Annotated in this window: 14 protein-coding genes; 6 read left to right on the top strand and 8 right to left on the bottom strand. The window is 71.0% G+C overall.

All coding sequences use genetic code 11. From position 1 onward, the window contains the following. Positions 1 to 434, bottom strand: a 434-nt coding sequence (locus ACNFOC_RS40055; protein WP_416963927.1) for a MarR family transcriptional regulator, incomplete at its 3' end; no start/stop codon positions are given. 56 nt (positions 435 to 490) lie between these two features. Here ACNFOC_RS40055 and ACNFOC_RS40050 point away from each other — a divergent pair. The 3 genes from ACNFOC_RS40050 to ACNFOC_RS40040 are packed head-to-tail and all read left to right on the top strand — an operon-like array spanning position 491 to position 3,015. Then, entirely contained in the window at positions 491 to 1,576 is a 1,086-nt protein-coding gene (locus ACNFOC_RS40050) for a Gfo/Idh/MocA family oxidoreductase (protein WP_416963926.1), read from the top strand. Further along, a complete protein-coding gene (locus tag ACNFOC_RS40045; RefSeq protein WP_416963925.1) occupies positions 1,573 to 2,088 on the top strand; it encodes a heme-degrading domain-containing protein in 516 nt (171 codons plus the stop codon). The genes ACNFOC_RS40050 and ACNFOC_RS40045 overlap by 4 nt, the downstream gene beginning before the upstream one ends. Before the next feature lie 60 nt (positions 2,089 to 2,148). Then, positions 2,149 to 3,015: an LLM class F420-dependent oxidoreductase gene (locus tag ACNFOC_RS40040; protein ID WP_416963924.1), complete on the top strand. Its 867-nt coding sequence runs from the start codon at positions 2,149 to 2,151 to the stop codon at positions 3,013 to 3,015. Positions 3,016 to 3,100: 85 nt separating this feature from the next. On the opposite strand, the gene ACNFOC_RS40035 is transcribed toward ACNFOC_RS40040, so the two are convergent. From ACNFOC_RS40035 to ACNFOC_RS40020, 4 genes are all read right to left on the bottom strand, one after another. Next, positions 3,101 to 3,958 (bottom strand): fumarylacetoacetate hydrolase family protein, encoded by an 858-nt coding sequence (locus ACNFOC_RS40035; protein ID WP_416963923.1) that lies wholly within the window; start codon positions 3,956 to 3,958, stop codon positions 3,101 to 3,103. Between the two features lie 139 nt (positions 3,959 to 4,097). After that, positions 4,098 to 4,772, bottom strand: coding sequence for a membrane protein insertase YidC (gene yidC, locus ACNFOC_RS40030; RefSeq protein WP_416963922.1), 675 nt, complete (start codon positions 4,770 to 4,772; stop codon positions 4,098 to 4,100). 106 nt (positions 4,773 to 4,878) lie between these two features. Beyond that, positions 4,879 to 5,169, bottom strand: coding sequence for a DUF6412 domain-containing protein (locus ACNFOC_RS40025; protein WP_416963921.1), 291 nt, complete (start codon positions 5,167 to 5,169; stop codon positions 4,879 to 4,881). Between the two features lie 54 nt (positions 5,170 to 5,223). Continuing rightward, positions 5,224 to 5,751 (bottom strand): winged helix-turn-helix transcriptional regulator, encoded by a 528-nt coding sequence (locus ACNFOC_RS40020; protein WP_416963920.1) that lies wholly within the window; start codon positions 5,749 to 5,751, stop codon positions 5,224 to 5,226. 69 nt (positions 5,752 to 5,820) lie between these two features. On the opposite strand from ACNFOC_RS40020, the gene ACNFOC_RS40015 reads away from it, so the two are divergent. Beyond that, positions 5,821 to 7,215, top strand: coding sequence for an MFS transporter (locus ACNFOC_RS40015; protein WP_416963919.1), 1,395 nt, complete (start codon positions 5,821 to 5,823; stop codon positions 7,213 to 7,215). A 125-nt stretch (positions 7,216 to 7,340) separates the two neighbouring features. On the opposite strand, the gene ACNFOC_RS40010 is transcribed toward ACNFOC_RS40015, so the two are convergent. From ACNFOC_RS40010 to ACNFOC_RS40000, 3 genes are all read right to left on the bottom strand, one after another. After that, positions 7,341 to 8,438, bottom strand: a complete 1,098-nt coding sequence (locus tag ACNFOC_RS40010) for a CU044_5270 family protein (RefSeq protein ID WP_416963918.1) — start codon at positions 8,436 to 8,438, stop codon at positions 7,341 to 7,343. Further along, on the bottom strand, positions 8,435 to 9,109 hold the full coding sequence (locus tag ACNFOC_RS40005) for an RNA polymerase sigma factor (protein ID WP_416963917.1): 675 nt from the start codon (positions 9,107 to 9,109) through the stop codon (positions 8,435 to 8,437). The genes ACNFOC_RS40010 and ACNFOC_RS40005 overlap by 4 nt, the downstream gene beginning before the upstream one ends. Before the next feature lie 146 nt (positions 9,110 to 9,255). Then, positions 9,256 to 10,041, bottom strand: a complete 786-nt coding sequence (locus tag ACNFOC_RS40000) for a class E sortase (RefSeq protein WP_416963916.1) — start codon at positions 10,039 to 10,041, stop codon at positions 9,256 to 9,258. Between the two features lie 343 nt (positions 10,042 to 10,384). Here ACNFOC_RS40000 and ACNFOC_RS39995 point away from each other — a divergent pair, with 343 nt between their 5' ends. Both ACNFOC_RS39995 and ACNFOC_RS39990 read left to right on the top strand, forming a co-directional pair. Then, positions 10,385 to 11,860, top strand: coding sequence for a glycoside hydrolase (locus tag ACNFOC_RS39995; RefSeq protein ID WP_416963915.1), 1,476 nt, complete (start codon positions 10,385 to 10,387; stop codon positions 11,858 to 11,860). Positions 11,861 to 11,919: 59 nt separating this feature from the next. Next, on the top strand, positions 11,920 to 13,011 hold a 1,092-nt coding region (locus ACNFOC_RS39990; protein WP_416963914.1), incomplete at its 3' end, for an MFS transporter.

Raw genomic sequence — 13,011 nt, 5'->3', positions numbered from 1 at the left:
GCAGACCCAGATGATACAGCCCAAGGGCGAGGGCGACCCGGTGCAGGCCGCACCACCGCACCCATGAGATCCACGAGCACCACCCGCAGCTCGTCCCGGTCCAGATGCACCCCCACCGCATGCCCGGCCTCCGGCACCAACCGCAGGACCGTGCGCGGCTTCCCGCCCGTGGACGCGCGCCGGCCCGCCTCCGCGACGAGGCCGGAGTCGCGCAGCCGGGCGGTGATCTTGCTGACGGCCTGCGGGGTGAGCCCGGTGCGGTCGGCGAGTTCGAGGCGGCTGATCCCGTCCGTGCCGGCCGTCCGCAGCAGGTCGAGGACCAACGCGGTGTTGTGGCTGCGCACGGCGAGCAGATTCGCGCCCACCGCGCCCGCGCCTGCCCCCGTGGTCCTTCGGGTTCCGCTCCCGGTCCCGCCCCGCGCACTGTTGTTCACAGCCCCATTGTCCCCACCACTTGCACTTTGGCAACAGCGTTGCGAAAGTGGAGGGCATGACTGGACGCACGACTCGCACACCCCTCCGCGTCGGCCTCGTGGGCTACGGCCTCGCGGGCTCCGTCTTCCACGCCCCGCTGATCGCCGCCACCGAGGGCCTCGCCCTCGACACGGTCGTCACCTCGAACCCGGAGCGGCAGGAACAGGCCCGCGCCGAGTTCCCGGACGTCCGCACGGCCGCGACCCCCGAGGAACTGTTCGCCCGCGCCGGCGACCTGGACCTGATCGTCATCGCGTCCCCGAACAAGACGCACGTGGCGCTCGCGACCACCGCCCTCAAGGCCGGCCTCCCGGTCGTCGTGGACAAGCCGATCGCCGGCACGGCGGCCGAGGCCCGCGAGCTGGCGGCCCTCGCCGAGGAGAACTCCCTCCTCCTCTCCGTCTTCCAGAACCGCCGCTGGGACAACGACTTCCTGACCCTGCGCAAGCTCCTCGCCGAGGGCGAGCTGGGCGACGTATGGCGCTTCGAGTCCCGGTTCGAGCGCTGGCGCCCGCAGCCCAAGGGCGGCTGGCGCGAGTCCGGCGACCCGGCAGAGATCGGAGGTCTCCTCTACGACCTCGGCAGCCACGTCGTGGACCAGGCGCTGGCCCTCTTCGGCCCCGTCGCCTCCGTGTACGCCGAGTCGGACATCCGCCGCCCGGGCGCGGAGACGGACGACGACACGTTCTTCGCGCTGACCCACACGAACGGCGTCCGCTCACACCTGTACGTCTCCGCGACCACCGCCCAACTGGGCCCGCGTTTCCGGGTGTTGGGCTCCAAGGCGGGCTACGTGAAGTACGGCCTCGACCCCCAGGAGGCCGACCTGCGCGACGGCAAGCGTCCGGGCACCGAGAAGAACTGGGGCCAGGAACCCGAGTCGCTCTACGGCCGTGTCGGCGCCGGAGAGTCCCCGCTGACCGGCGGCGGCCGCCCCGAGCCGACCCTCCCCGGCGACTACCCCGCGTACTACGCGGCCGTCGCCGCCGCCCTCCGCGACGGCGCCCCCAACCCGGTGACCGCCCTGGAGGCGGCCGCCACCCTCGACGTACTGGAAGCCGCGCGCCGCAGCGCCCGCGACGGAGTGACGGTGACCCTGTGACCCAGCACAAGCCCGCGATCACCCAGCGGATCGCCCCGGAGATCACCCCGACGGTGGAGGAACTCGAGGCGCAGGAACGGCACTTGGTGTTCCAGCGCTTCACCTACGACGACGCGTGGGCACTGGGTTCGCTGCTCGTGGAACTGGCCCGCGAGAGCCAGGCCCCGGTCGCCATCGACATCCGGCGCGGCGGCCAGCAGCTCTTCCACGCGGCGCTGCCGGGCTCGGTTCCCGACAACGACGCGTGGATCGACCGCAAGCGCAAGGTGGTCGAACGGTTCGGCGCGGCCTCCTACCTGGTCGGCACCCGCTACCGCGCCAAGGGCACCACCTTCGAGGACTCCTCCCGCCTCGACCCGGACGAGTACGCGGCCCACGGCGGCTCGTTCCCGATCAGGGTCGAGGGCGTCGGCGTGATCGGCACGGTTACGGTGAGCGGGCTGCCGCAGCTGCAGGACCACCGGTTCGTGGTGGCGGCGCTGGAGCAGTTCCTGGACGACGACCGGAATTAATCGGCGGCTCCCTCCGGTTGGGACTGTCCGACACGTCCGACACCGAAGGGAACGGGACCGATGAGCAGCGCCCTGAAGGAAACAGTCGGCCGGTACGGCATCTGGAGCGTGGGTCTGCGCTCGGAAGATCCGTCCCGGCGCGGCGAGTTGGCGGAGGCCACGGCGGAGCTGGAGCAACTCGGCTACGGCGCGGTCTGGTTGGGCGGCAGCAGCGCCGCCGGCAACGCCGCCCCGCTCATCGAGGCGACATCTCGTATCGCCGTCGGGACCAGCATCCAGAGCATCTGGCAGTACACGGCGGCCGAGAGCGCGGCGAGCTTCGCCGAACTGGAGCAGGCCCACCCGGGCCGCTTCCTGCTCGGCCTCGGGGTGGCCCACGCCAAGAACACGGCCGAGTACAGCCGCCCGTACTCGGCCCTGGTCGCCCATCTGGACGCCCTGGACGCGGCCGGGGTACCCGCCGGTCGCCGCTTCCTCGCCGCGTTGGGCCCGAAGACGATCGAGCTGGCCCGGGATCGCGCGGCCGGCTCGATCCCGTACCTGGTGGCTCCCGAGCACACGGCGCGGTCCCGCGAGATCCTGGGCGAAACCCCGCTGCTGGCCCCGGAGTTGAAGGTGGTCCTGGAGACGGACCCGACCCGGGCCCGCACTCTCGCCCGCGACTACCTGGCCATGTACCTGGCCCTCCCCAACTACACCAACAACTTCCTCCGCGACGGCTTCACCGACTCCGACATCGCGAACGGCGGCAGCGACCGCTTGGTGGACGCGGTGTTCGCGTGGGGCGAGGAGTCCTCGATCCGCGCCAGGATCGACGCCTTCCTGACGGCAGGCGCGGACCACGTGGCCCTACAGATCGTGGACGGCAACGCGCGCGACGACCTCCCCCGAGAGGCATGGCGCAGGCTCGCCTCTCTACTGACCTGAGCGTGATGCCCTAAGGGGCGCGGGGAACTGCGCGACCAGCCACAGCCGGACGCGCACCCGCAAATGAACGCGCAGTCCCCACCCCTTAGGCGTCTTTAAATTCCTGCCGCTGCCGCCCAAGCCCAGAGATCTCCAACTCCACAACATCCCCGGCCCGCAAGAACGGCTTGGGCTCAAGCTGCCCAAGAGCAACCCCCGCAGGCGTCCCGGTATTGATGACATCCCCGGGATAGAGCGTCATGAACTGGCTGACATACCGCACCACTTCAGCCACCGAAAAGATCTGCTCAGCCGTCGTCCCGTCCTGCTTCAACTCCCCGTTCACCCACAGCCGTAGCGACAAAGCCTGCGGATCCAAAACCTCGTCCGCCGTCACCAACCACGGCCCGAGCGGATTGAACGTCTCGCAGTTCTTCCCCTTGTCCCACGTCCCGCCCCGCTCGATCTGGAACTCCCGCTCGGACACGTCATGCGCGACCGCGTACCCCGCGACATGCGCGAGCGCCTCCTCGTGGGACTCCAGATAACGGGCCGTACGCCCGATGACGACGGCGAGTTCGACCTCCCAGTCGGTCTTCACCGAACCACGCGGGACAAGCACCGTGTCGTACGGCCCGACGACCGTGTCCGCGGCCTTGAAGAAGATGACCGGCTCGGCGGGCGGCTCGGCGCCGGTCTCGCGGGCGTGGTCGTGGTAGTTCAGCCCGATGCACACGACCTTGCCGATCCGCGCCAGCGGCGGCCCGATCCGCAGCCCGTCGGCGTCCAGCGCGGGCAGCTCCCCGGCGTCGGCCGCGGCCCGGATCCGGCCCAGCGCGGCGGTGTCGGCGAGCAGCGGCCCGTCGATGTCCGGGACGATGCCGGACAGGTCCCGCAGGGTTCCCTCGGCGTCGAGCAGCGCGGGCCGCTCCGCCCCCGCCGTACCGACTCGCAGCAGCTTCATGTTCACCATCTCCATCGATCGCGGGCGGTCGACCGATGGGTGCAGCCATCGGAGGACTGGTCGATCCTCCAAGCTCACGGTCCAGTCCGCAATACCTGGTTCACGGACTGGACCGTAACCGCGAGCCGTCAGGCTGTCGTCACGTGTAGAGAACCGCGCGTTCCACGGCGCTCCAGGCCGCGCTGGTCACCACGTACAGCGCGACGGCGAGCGGCACGACGGCCACGGTGATCAGCGTGCCGTAGGACAGGAGGGGCAGCACCTTGCCGAGGGCGCCGGTGCCGGTACCCGTACCTGTGTCGGCGGCGGCGCGGCGGGTTCGGACGTAGGTGAAGGTCGCGACGGCGGCGACGACGAGGAACAGCCCGACGTAGACGAGTCCGGCCGGCCCGAACACCCCGTCCCCGGCGAGCGCGTCGCTCCAGCGTCCGCCGAGCGGCGCGGCGAACAGCTGGTGGGAGAGGAGGCCGTCGCCGTCGCCGGAGAACAGGCGGTAGAGCAGGAAGAACGCCGGGAGTTGGAGCAGGCTCGGCAGGATCCCGGACAGCGGGGACACCTTTTCCTCGGCGTGCAGTTCGAGTACGGCCTTGTTCAGCTTCTCGGGCTGCTTCGCGTACCGCTTCCGCAACTCGGCGATCCGCGGCTGGAGTTGGGCCCGCGCCTGCTGCCCGCGCGCCGCGGCCCGCGAGAGGGGATGCACGAGGAGTCGTACGAGAGCGGTGAACAGGACGATCGCGGCGGCGGCCGCGGCGGCGCCGAACAACGGGTGGAACAGGTCGGCGAGTTGGTCGACCAGGGCAGCGAAAACGGACATGAAGACAGACATGGGTGAGCCCTCCGTGGGTCTCGTCGTGCCGGGAGTGGGCATAGCGACGGGACGAGCCTCCGCGTGGAGACAACAGGCAACAGAAAGAGGTGCCTTACGCGGTGGTCGTCCGGAGGGTGTGTCCGGGGGCTCGGGGCCGTGGGCGACCCGAGGCGTCGGGGTCGCGCTGGGGCAGGAACGCCGTACGGCGGGCGCGGTCGCGGATGGCCGTACGGACCCGGGTGGGCGGTACGGCGGGCGCGCTGCGCGCGGTGAGGAGGGCGCAGACGGCGAGGGCGGTGCCGGTCGCGGCGAGCGCGACGGCTGCCGGGAGGCCGGCGGTGTCCACCAGCACGAAGGGAAGCAGGATCAGGAGCAGCAGGGCGGTAGCCCAACTGTGCTTCATGGTCCGTCCCCCTCTCCCAAACGCCGTTCTCGTACTGCCCGTTGTACCTGTCCGTTATACCGGATCGGCCTCGATCGGCTGGAGCAGTCGCCTCGGCTTGAGGAGTGCCCGGCCGACCGGGTCCGTCGGGTCCGGATCGAGTCCGGGGCCCGGGTCCATGATGACGTCCGCGACGGGGACGACGACGGCGCAGGTGGGGCACTCGCCGTAGGAGCCGAGTTCGGTGCCGCAGTCCGCGTGCCGGAAGTAGCGCAGCTGCGTCTCGTCGTACTGCTCGCGCTGCCACCGGCCGAGCGAGCGCAGCACCGGCCACAGGGCGGTCCCGCGCTCGGTGATGACGTACTCGTCGCGCGGCGGGGACTCCTGGTAGCGGCGCTTTTCGAGGATGCCCTCGGCGATGAGTGCCTGGAGGCGGGCGGCGAGGACCGCGCGCGGGATGCCGAGGTGGGCCAGGAAGTCGTTGTAGCGCCGTACGCCGTAGAGGGCGTCCCGGACGACGAGCAGCGTCCAGCGCTCGCCGACCACCTCCAGTGCCCGGGCGATCGAGCATTCCTGTCCCGCGTAGTCCTTGCCGAGTGCCATGCCGTCCACCTTAGCCACTTTCCGACATTCAGGTTCAATGAACGAACCTACGGTGCTACGGTACTCCGCATGACAAGGTTCAATGAACGAACTCTCTCCTCGGCGTCCGTGGCTCCCGCGGTCTCCGAGCCGAGCGTGCCGCACCCCCGCGCCACCCTCGCCCTGACCAGCGCGGCCACCGCCGTGGCACTGATGACGTACACCGCGCCGATGGTCACGCTCCCCGACATCGCCGCCGCCCTGCACACCTCGCCCTCCGCCCAGGCCTGGCTCCTGAACGGCACCCCGCTCGGCCTTGCCGCGCTGCTCCTGGTCGCCGGCAGCCTCGCCGACGACTACGGCCGACGCCGGATCTTCCTCGCCGGCACCTTCGCGCTCGGCATCACCACGGCACTCTCCGCGCTGACCTCGTCCACCTGGCTGTTCACGCTGACCCGTATCGCGCAGGGCGCGGCCAGCGCGGCGCTGCTCGCCAGCAGCCTGGGCCTGATCGTGCACGCCTTCCCGACCCCACGCGGCCGCCTGCACGCGACCGGCGTGTGGGGCGCGTTCGTCAGCGGCGGCATAGCCGTCGGCCCGCTGGTCGCGGGCGCGATGCCGGACTGGCGGCTGATCTACGGCGTGCTCGGCGCGGCGGCGATCGTCGTGGCGGCCCTCGGCTTCCGCACGCTGTCCGAGTCCCGCGCGCCGCGCGGCGGACGCCCCGACCTCGCCGGAGCCGTCACCTTCGGGCTGGCCCTGGTCGCCCTCGTCGCCGCCCTCACCCTGGGCCGCGACGGCTGGCTGCGGGCGCCCGTGGGCCTGCTGTTGCTGGCGGCCGTGGTGCTCGTCGGCGTCTTCGCGCTGGTCGAACGCCGGGGTGCGACCCCGATGATCGACCTGAGCCTGCTGCGCCACCGCCCCTTCCTCGCCTCGTCGGCGGGCGGCCTGTTCACGGGCTTCGCGGTGATCGGCCTGTTCAGCTTCCTGCCGGCGCTGTTGCAGCAGACGCTGGGCCTGTCCGCGATGGACACGGCGTGGCTGTTCCTCCTCTGGTCGGGCCTGTCCTTCGCGGTCGCCCTCCAGGCCCGCCGCCTCGCCGGCCGTATCTCCTCCCGGCACCAACTCGCCCTGGGTTTCCTCCTCCACGCGGCCGGCGTCCTGACGATGCTGGGCGCCTTGGACTCCGATTCCTGGCTACGACTGCTGCCGGGACTGGTGATCGCGGGCGTGGGCAGCGGCCTGCTGAACGCCGCGCTGCCCCTGCTGTCCGTCGAGTCCGTACCGCCGGCCCGGGCCGCGATGGGCTCCGGCGCCCAGCAGACCTTCCGGTACATCGGTTCCTGCGCGGGCGTCGCGCTGACCATCGCGATCGCCACGTCGGCGGGCGGCGGGCTCGCGCGCGGTGCGGACATCGCGATGGTGGTGTCGGCGGGGCTCGCCGTGGTGGCGGCGGTGAGTGTGGGGGTGTTGCGGGAGCGGTGACCGTGGTGGCGCAGTGGGAGGGGGCGTGAGCCGTCCCCGCGCACCCGGCCACACCCAGCCCGCACCCGGCCCGGTGTTTCTCAGGGGCGCCCCCTGGTGTTCCTCAGGGGCGCCCCCGGTGTGTCTCAGGGGCGCTCCCCCGGCTTGTTCACGACACCCCAGGCGGCGCGGGCCGTGGTCATCTCGTCGGGGTCCGTACCCGGCGCGGGCGACGCCACCGCGTACGGCTTGCCGTCGGCACCCTTGGGGATCACGACCGGCGCGGCGTGCCTGGTCTCCCCCAGGTACGCGTACGTCTTCGGGTCGAAGAACAGTTCCTGCTTGCCCTGCCAGCCCGAGGCGGTGCGCTGGGCGTAGGTCACGGTGACGCCGATGGCCGCCCGCCCGATGGGGTCCTTGATGCCCTTCTCCACCCGGGCGCCGGGGATCTTGGCGAGCGCCCGGAACAGACCGGCCTGCGCGTTCGGCGGGATCAGGACGGAACGGTAGAGGACGTCGACCTCCCGCCAGTCGCGCTGCGCCGCGGTCTCCCCCTCGATGTCGCCGAGGGCGTGCTCCTTGCGGATGGCGGCCATCATGCGGTCGGGGTCGCTCGGGAGGGTCGCGAGGAAGCGGTAGAACTGGCGCTGGGACCGGTCGTCGGCTCCCGCCTCCTTCCACTTCTCCTCCTGGTTGGGGCCGTACCAGACCTTGAGTTTGTTCGGGTCGAAGGTGGATGTGTCGTCGCTGTCGCCCGGAACGCCGGGCAGGCTCGCGGAGCCCGTGCCGTCCCAGCGGGTCCACTGCTCCGCGCTCCGGGGGGTCCCCTGGTCGAAGGAGGTGGTCTTCTCGTAGACCCACTGCTTCGGGCCGGGCTCGGTGGCGCCGATCTTCTCGACGGTGGCGGCGGCCAGTTCGAGGGTGTCGGCCGAGGCCTGCGCGGACAACAGCTGACGGCCGCCGGAGGCGGGGGACGTGGCGGTGGCGGTGCCCGGGGTGTCGTGGGTGAGGGAGACCACGGCCCCGCCGGTGACGACGAGGCCCGTGGCCGCCGCCGCGGTCAGCAGGACGAACTTGCGGCGGGGCAGCGGAATCCCGCGCACCGCAGCCGTGGTGGGCCGGTTCCGGGCGACGGCCTCCTGCCGGAACGCCTCGGTGAGCAGGGCGCGTTGGGGCGCGAGGTGGTCGCTGTCGGGCAGGGGGACATCGGCGCGCAGGGCACGTGCGTCGGCCGGCTCGTTCATGCGGGATCCCCTTCGGGTGCGTGCGGTTCGAGCGGTGGGACGGCTTCACCGGCGGTCTCGTCGGACTCGCCGGACTCGTCGAACGGGCGGTACGGACCCGCCGTGACGCGCAGTTTCCTGCGGGCCCGGTTGAGCCGGGAGCGGACTGTGCCGACCGGGATGTCGAGGGCCTCGGCGATCTCCTGGTAGCTGAACTCGGCCCAGGCGAACAGCAGGAGGGCGTGCCGGTCCCCCTCGGAGAGCGCGGCCAGCGCCTTGGCCAGGGGCCGGGACGCGGCCTGCGCGGTGACACGGTCGTCGGCGGAGTCGGTCCACGTCTCGGCCACCGGGTCGCGGCCGGTGCGGGCGAGCAGCTTCAGCGCCTTGACCTCCTCGCGGCGGTGCCGGCTGATCAGCTTGGCCGCGATGCCGTGCAGCCAGGGGCGGACACCGGCCCGACCGCTGTCGTAGCGGGCCCTGATCCGGAAGGCCGTCAGGAAGGTCTCGGCGGTGACGTCGTCGGCCGCGTCACGGCCGAGGCGCCGGGCGACGTACTGATGGATGGTGGGCGCGTGGCGGTCGAACAGCACGGCGAAGCGCTCGGGTTCGTCGAGCGACGCCGCGACCAGCACGGCGTCCGGCTGCGCGGTGTCCGCGATCGTGGTGCCCTCTCTCGCGGTGCCCGGTCTCATGGTGCTGCTCCCCCAGGAGGAGCGGCACAGTGGGTCGGAATCGGTCATCGGCGGTCCGTGTGGTCAGAGGAAAGGGACAGCGTTCACCCAGTACTTGCCTGCTGACCGGAATCGGGTTCACGGATCGGGTTCACGGACCCCCAGTGTCACGTGCGGGGTCGCATCGAGGTGAGCGTGCCCCACACGACCATGCGGTACCGGGAGGTGAACTCCGGGGTGCAGGTGGTGAGGGTGACGTAGTACCCGGGGCTGCTGTAGCCGTAGGACGGCTTGACGATCGAGCGCGGGACCGGCCGGATGACGCCGGAGTCGGCGGCGGAGGTCTGCGGCAGGATCTTGTCGACGGTGTAGGTGAAGGTGGCCGCGCTCGTCTCGACCTGGACGGTGTCCTTGACGCGCAGTCGCGGGAGGTACCGGAAGGGTTCGCCGTGGGTGTTGCGGTGCCCGGCGAGCGCGAAGTTCCCTGCCTGGCCCGGCTGTTGGGTGCCCGGGTAGTGGCCGACGTACCCCTTGTTGAGCACGTTCTGCTTGCTGACGCCCTCCGCGATCGGGACGCGGAGGTGGAGGCGGGGGATGGTGAGGACGGCGTAGGCCTGGGAGCGGCGGGGGGTGGTGGAACCTGCGGAACCGGTACGGGTGGTCGAGCCGCCGGCTGCGGTGCTCGGGCGCGGTGAACTGCCGCCTGCCAGGCCGGTGTTGGCCGAAGGGGTACCACCACTCACCGCACCCGGTGTCGCCCATTGCCGTTCCAGGGCCTGCACTTGGTGGTCGGCGTCGCGGCGGGCCTCGCGGTTGGTCCACCACAGCTGGTGGACGACGAGGAGCAGCAGGACGACCCCGGCGGTGACGAGGAACTCGCCGCCGGTCCACAGGGCGCGGCGGCGCAGCGCACGGCGTCGACGGCTGCGGTGCTGCACGACGGGGACCCGCATGCGCCGCACCATAAAGGGCGGCTCCTCAACTCACCAGACCCGTGGCTCCTGAACTCACCGGAGCCGTGGGTCCTGAACTCACCGGACCCGTGGCTCCTGTTCCTCGCGACCTGTTCACGACTTACCCGCCGACCTGTCCACGACTTACCCGCCGACCTGCCCGCGACCGGCCCGCGACGGCGCCTGTTCGAGCCTCCGCACACGTTCGTACACGGGTTTTAGAAAGGGGTGTCACAACCCTCGACAACCTCACGCGCCACCCCCGATGCTTCCTGATGGCACGAGCCGGGGGGATGGCCGACGCCGGTGGGACGACCGGCGGTTGAGCGAATCGGGAGTAGAGATGATCCGACGCAGAACCCTGCTGGCCGCGGCGGGCGGTGGGCTCCTCGGCACCGCCCTGGCGACCGGCACCGCACGCGCCGACGCGACGATCGCGGTCAACCCGGCGACGAAGTACGGCACTTGGGAGGGCTGGGGCACCTCGCTCGCCTGGTGGGCGAACGTCTTCGGCGCCCGGGACGACTTCGCCGACATCTTCTTCACCACCAAGTCGACGACGTACAACGGGACTTCGCTGCCCGGCCTGGGCATGAACATCGCCCGCTACAACCTCGGCGCGTGCAGCTGGAACACGGTGAGCGGCGAGTCGATGGTCGCCTCCGCCAACATCCCCGCGTTCAAGCAGATCGAGGGCTACTGGCAGGACTGGAACAACGAGGACCCCACGTCCTCGGCCTGGGACTGGACGGCGGACGCGACCCAGCGGGCGATGCTGGTGAAGGCCACGTCACGCGGCGCGACGACCGAACTCTTCGCCAACTCCCCCATGTGGTGGATGTGTTCGAACCACAACCCGTCGGGCGCCTCGGGCGGCGGCAACAACCTCCAGACCTGGAACTACCGCCAGCACGCCTCCCACCTGGCGGCCGTCGCCCTCTACGCGAAGAACAACTGGGGAGTGAACTTCGCGACGGTCGAGGCCTTCAACGAGCCCTCGTCGAGCTGGTGGACGGCGACCGGCACGCAGGAGGGCTGCCACATGGACTCGACGGTCCAGGCGGCCGTACTCCCGTACGTCCGCAGCGAGTTGGACGCCCGAGGCCTGACGAGCACGAAGATCTCGGCGTCCGACGAGACGAGCTACGACCTGGCACGGACAACCTGGAGCGCCTTCTCGTCCACGACGAAGGGGTACGTCAACCGCGTCAACGTCCACGGCTACCAGGGCTCGGGCGGCCGTAGGGACCTGCTCTACACGGACGTCGTCACCACGTCGGGCAAGGCCCTCTGGAACTCGGAGACGGGCGACAGCGACTCCACGGGCCTGACGATGGCGAGCAACCTGCTCTACGACTTCCGCTGGCTGCACCCCACGGCGTGGACGTACTGGCAGGTCATGGACCCGAGTTCGGGCTGGGCGATGATCGCGTACGACCAGAGCACGCTCACGGCCGGCGCGGTGCAGACGAAGTACTACGTGATGGCCCAGTTCAGCCGCCACATCCGCCCCGGCATGACCATCCTGGACACGGGCGTGAGCTACGCGGCGGCGGGCTACGACGCGTCGGCGAAGCGGCTGGTGATCGTCGCCGCCAACACGGGCTCGTCGTCGACGAAGTTGACCTTCGACCTCTCCAAGTTCACGACGGTGACGGGCGGTTCGAGCGGCCTGGTCCCGCGCTGGAACACGGTGACGGGCGGCGGAGGTGACTTGTACGCCTCCCACTCGGACACGTATGTGAGCGGCAAGACGGTGAGCGCGACGTTCGCGGCGGGGGCGGTGCAGACGTTGCAGATCGACGGAGTGGTGACCTGAGGAATGGTGGCCTGAGGAGTGGTGATCTGACCGCGCAACTCAGAGGCGGCGGTGGGCGGTTGGGCCTGATCGCGCTGGCGCTCGGCGGTTTCGGAATCGGTCTGACCGAGTTCGTGATCGCCGGGCTGCTCCCACAGGTCAGCCGCAGCCTCCACGTGTCCACCGCCGCCGCGGGCTGGCTGATCTCCGGCTACGCCCTGACGGTCGCGGTGGGCGCGATCGCGGTGACGGCGGCAACGGCCGGCCTGCCCCAAAAACCGGTCCTGGTAGGCCTGGTGGCCCTCTTCGTCGTAGGAAACCTGCTGTCGGCGCTGGCCCCCGGCTACGGCGTGATGATGCTCGGCCGAGTGGTGGCGGCCCTCTGCCACGGCTCGTTCTTCGGCATCGGCTCCCTCGTCGCCCGCCGCCTGGTCCCTCCCGAACGGGCCTCCCGCGCGGTCGCCACGATGTTCGCCGGCCTGACGGTGGCGAACGTGCTGGGCGTACCGTTCGGCGCGCTCGTCGGCGAACGGTGGGGCTGGCGGGCGACGTTCTGGGCGATCACGGCGATCGGCACGGTGGCGCTGGCCGCCATCGCCGTACTGGTACCGGCGTGGGCGGGAGCGACGGAGGGACGCGCGGACCTCCGCACGCAGGTGCGCGCCTTCCGCTCCACCCAGGTCTGGCTGACGCTCACGGCCACGGCCCTCGGCTACGGCGGCATGTTCGGCGCGTTCAGCTACCTCGCGTACACCTTCACCCGCGTCACGGGCTTCTCCACGACGGACGTGGCCTGGCTGCTGGTGGTCTACGGCACGGGGCTGGTCGTCGGCAACATCGCGGGCGGGCGCGGCGCGGACCACAACCGTGACGCCACGCTGGTCCTGTCCCTGGCCGGATTGGCGATCACATTGACCGTGTTCGGACTGCTGGCGAGCAGCCGCCCGGCCTCGGTGATCCTGGTCTTCCTCCTGGGCGTGTTCGGGTTCGCGACGGTGCCCGGGATGATCACGCGGGTCACGGATGCGGCGGGAGGCGTGCCGCTGGCGGCCAGCGCGAATGTGTCCGCGTCGAACGTGGGGAACGCGGTGCTGACGATCATCTTCCGCAGGCTCGACCACATCTGGGTCTACGAGCACGACTACCGCAGCCTCAGCGGCAAGGAGCTGGAG

It is taken from the genome of Streptomyces colwelliae, assembly GCF_048158785.1.
GTDB lineage: Bacteria > Actinomycetota > Actinomycetes > Streptomycetales > Streptomycetaceae > Streptomyces.
Note: the sequence above shows the minus strand (reverse complement) of the source record. Positions and strands in the feature narration are given on the sequence as shown.

What these genes read in the sequence shown, in the direction of transcription:
- ACNFOC_RS40050 (WP_416963926.1), top strand. Translation starts at nt 491, where the DNA reads ATGACTGGACGCACGACTCGCACACCCCTCCGCGTCGGCCTCGTGGGC.
- ACNFOC_RS40040 (WP_416963924.1), top strand. Translation starts at nt 2,149, where the DNA reads ATGAGCAGCGCCCTGAAGGAAACAGTCGGCCGGTACGGCATCTGGAGC.
- ACNFOC_RS40035 (WP_416963923.1), bottom strand. Translation starts at nt 3,958, where the DNA reads ATGAAGCTGCTGCGAGTCGGTACGGCGGGGGCGGAGCGGCCCGCGCTG.
- yidC (WP_416963922.1), bottom strand. Translation starts at nt 4,772, where the DNA reads ATGTCCGTTTTCGCTGCCCTGGTCGACCAACTCGCCGACCTGTTCCAC.
- ACNFOC_RS40025 (WP_416963921.1), bottom strand. Translation starts at nt 5,169, where the DNA reads ATGAAGCACAGTTGGGCTACCGCCCTGCTGCTCCTGATCCTGCTTCCC.
- ACNFOC_RS40020 (WP_416963920.1), bottom strand. Translation starts at nt 5,751, where the DNA reads ATGGCACTCGGCAAGGACTACGCGGGACAGGAATGCTCGATCGCCCGG.
- ACNFOC_RS40015 (WP_416963919.1), top strand. Translation starts at nt 5,821, where the DNA reads ATGACAAGGTTCAATGAACGAACTCTCTCCTCGGCGTCCGTGGCTCCC.
- ACNFOC_RS40010 (WP_416963918.1), bottom strand. Translation starts at nt 8,438, where the DNA reads ATGAACGAGCCGGCCGACGCACGTGCCCTGCGCGCCGATGTCCCCCTG.
- ACNFOC_RS40005 (WP_416963917.1), bottom strand. Translation starts at nt 9,109, where the DNA reads ATGAGACCGGGCACCGCGAGAGAGGGCACCACGATCGCGGACACCGCG.
- ACNFOC_RS40000 (WP_416963916.1), bottom strand. Translation starts at nt 10,041, where the DNA reads ATGCGGGTCCCCGTCGTGCAGCACCGCAGCCGTCGACGCCGTGCGCTG.
- ACNFOC_RS39995 (WP_416963915.1), top strand. Translation starts at nt 10,385, where the DNA reads ATGATCCGACGCAGAACCCTGCTGGCCGCGGCGGGCGGTGGGCTCCTC.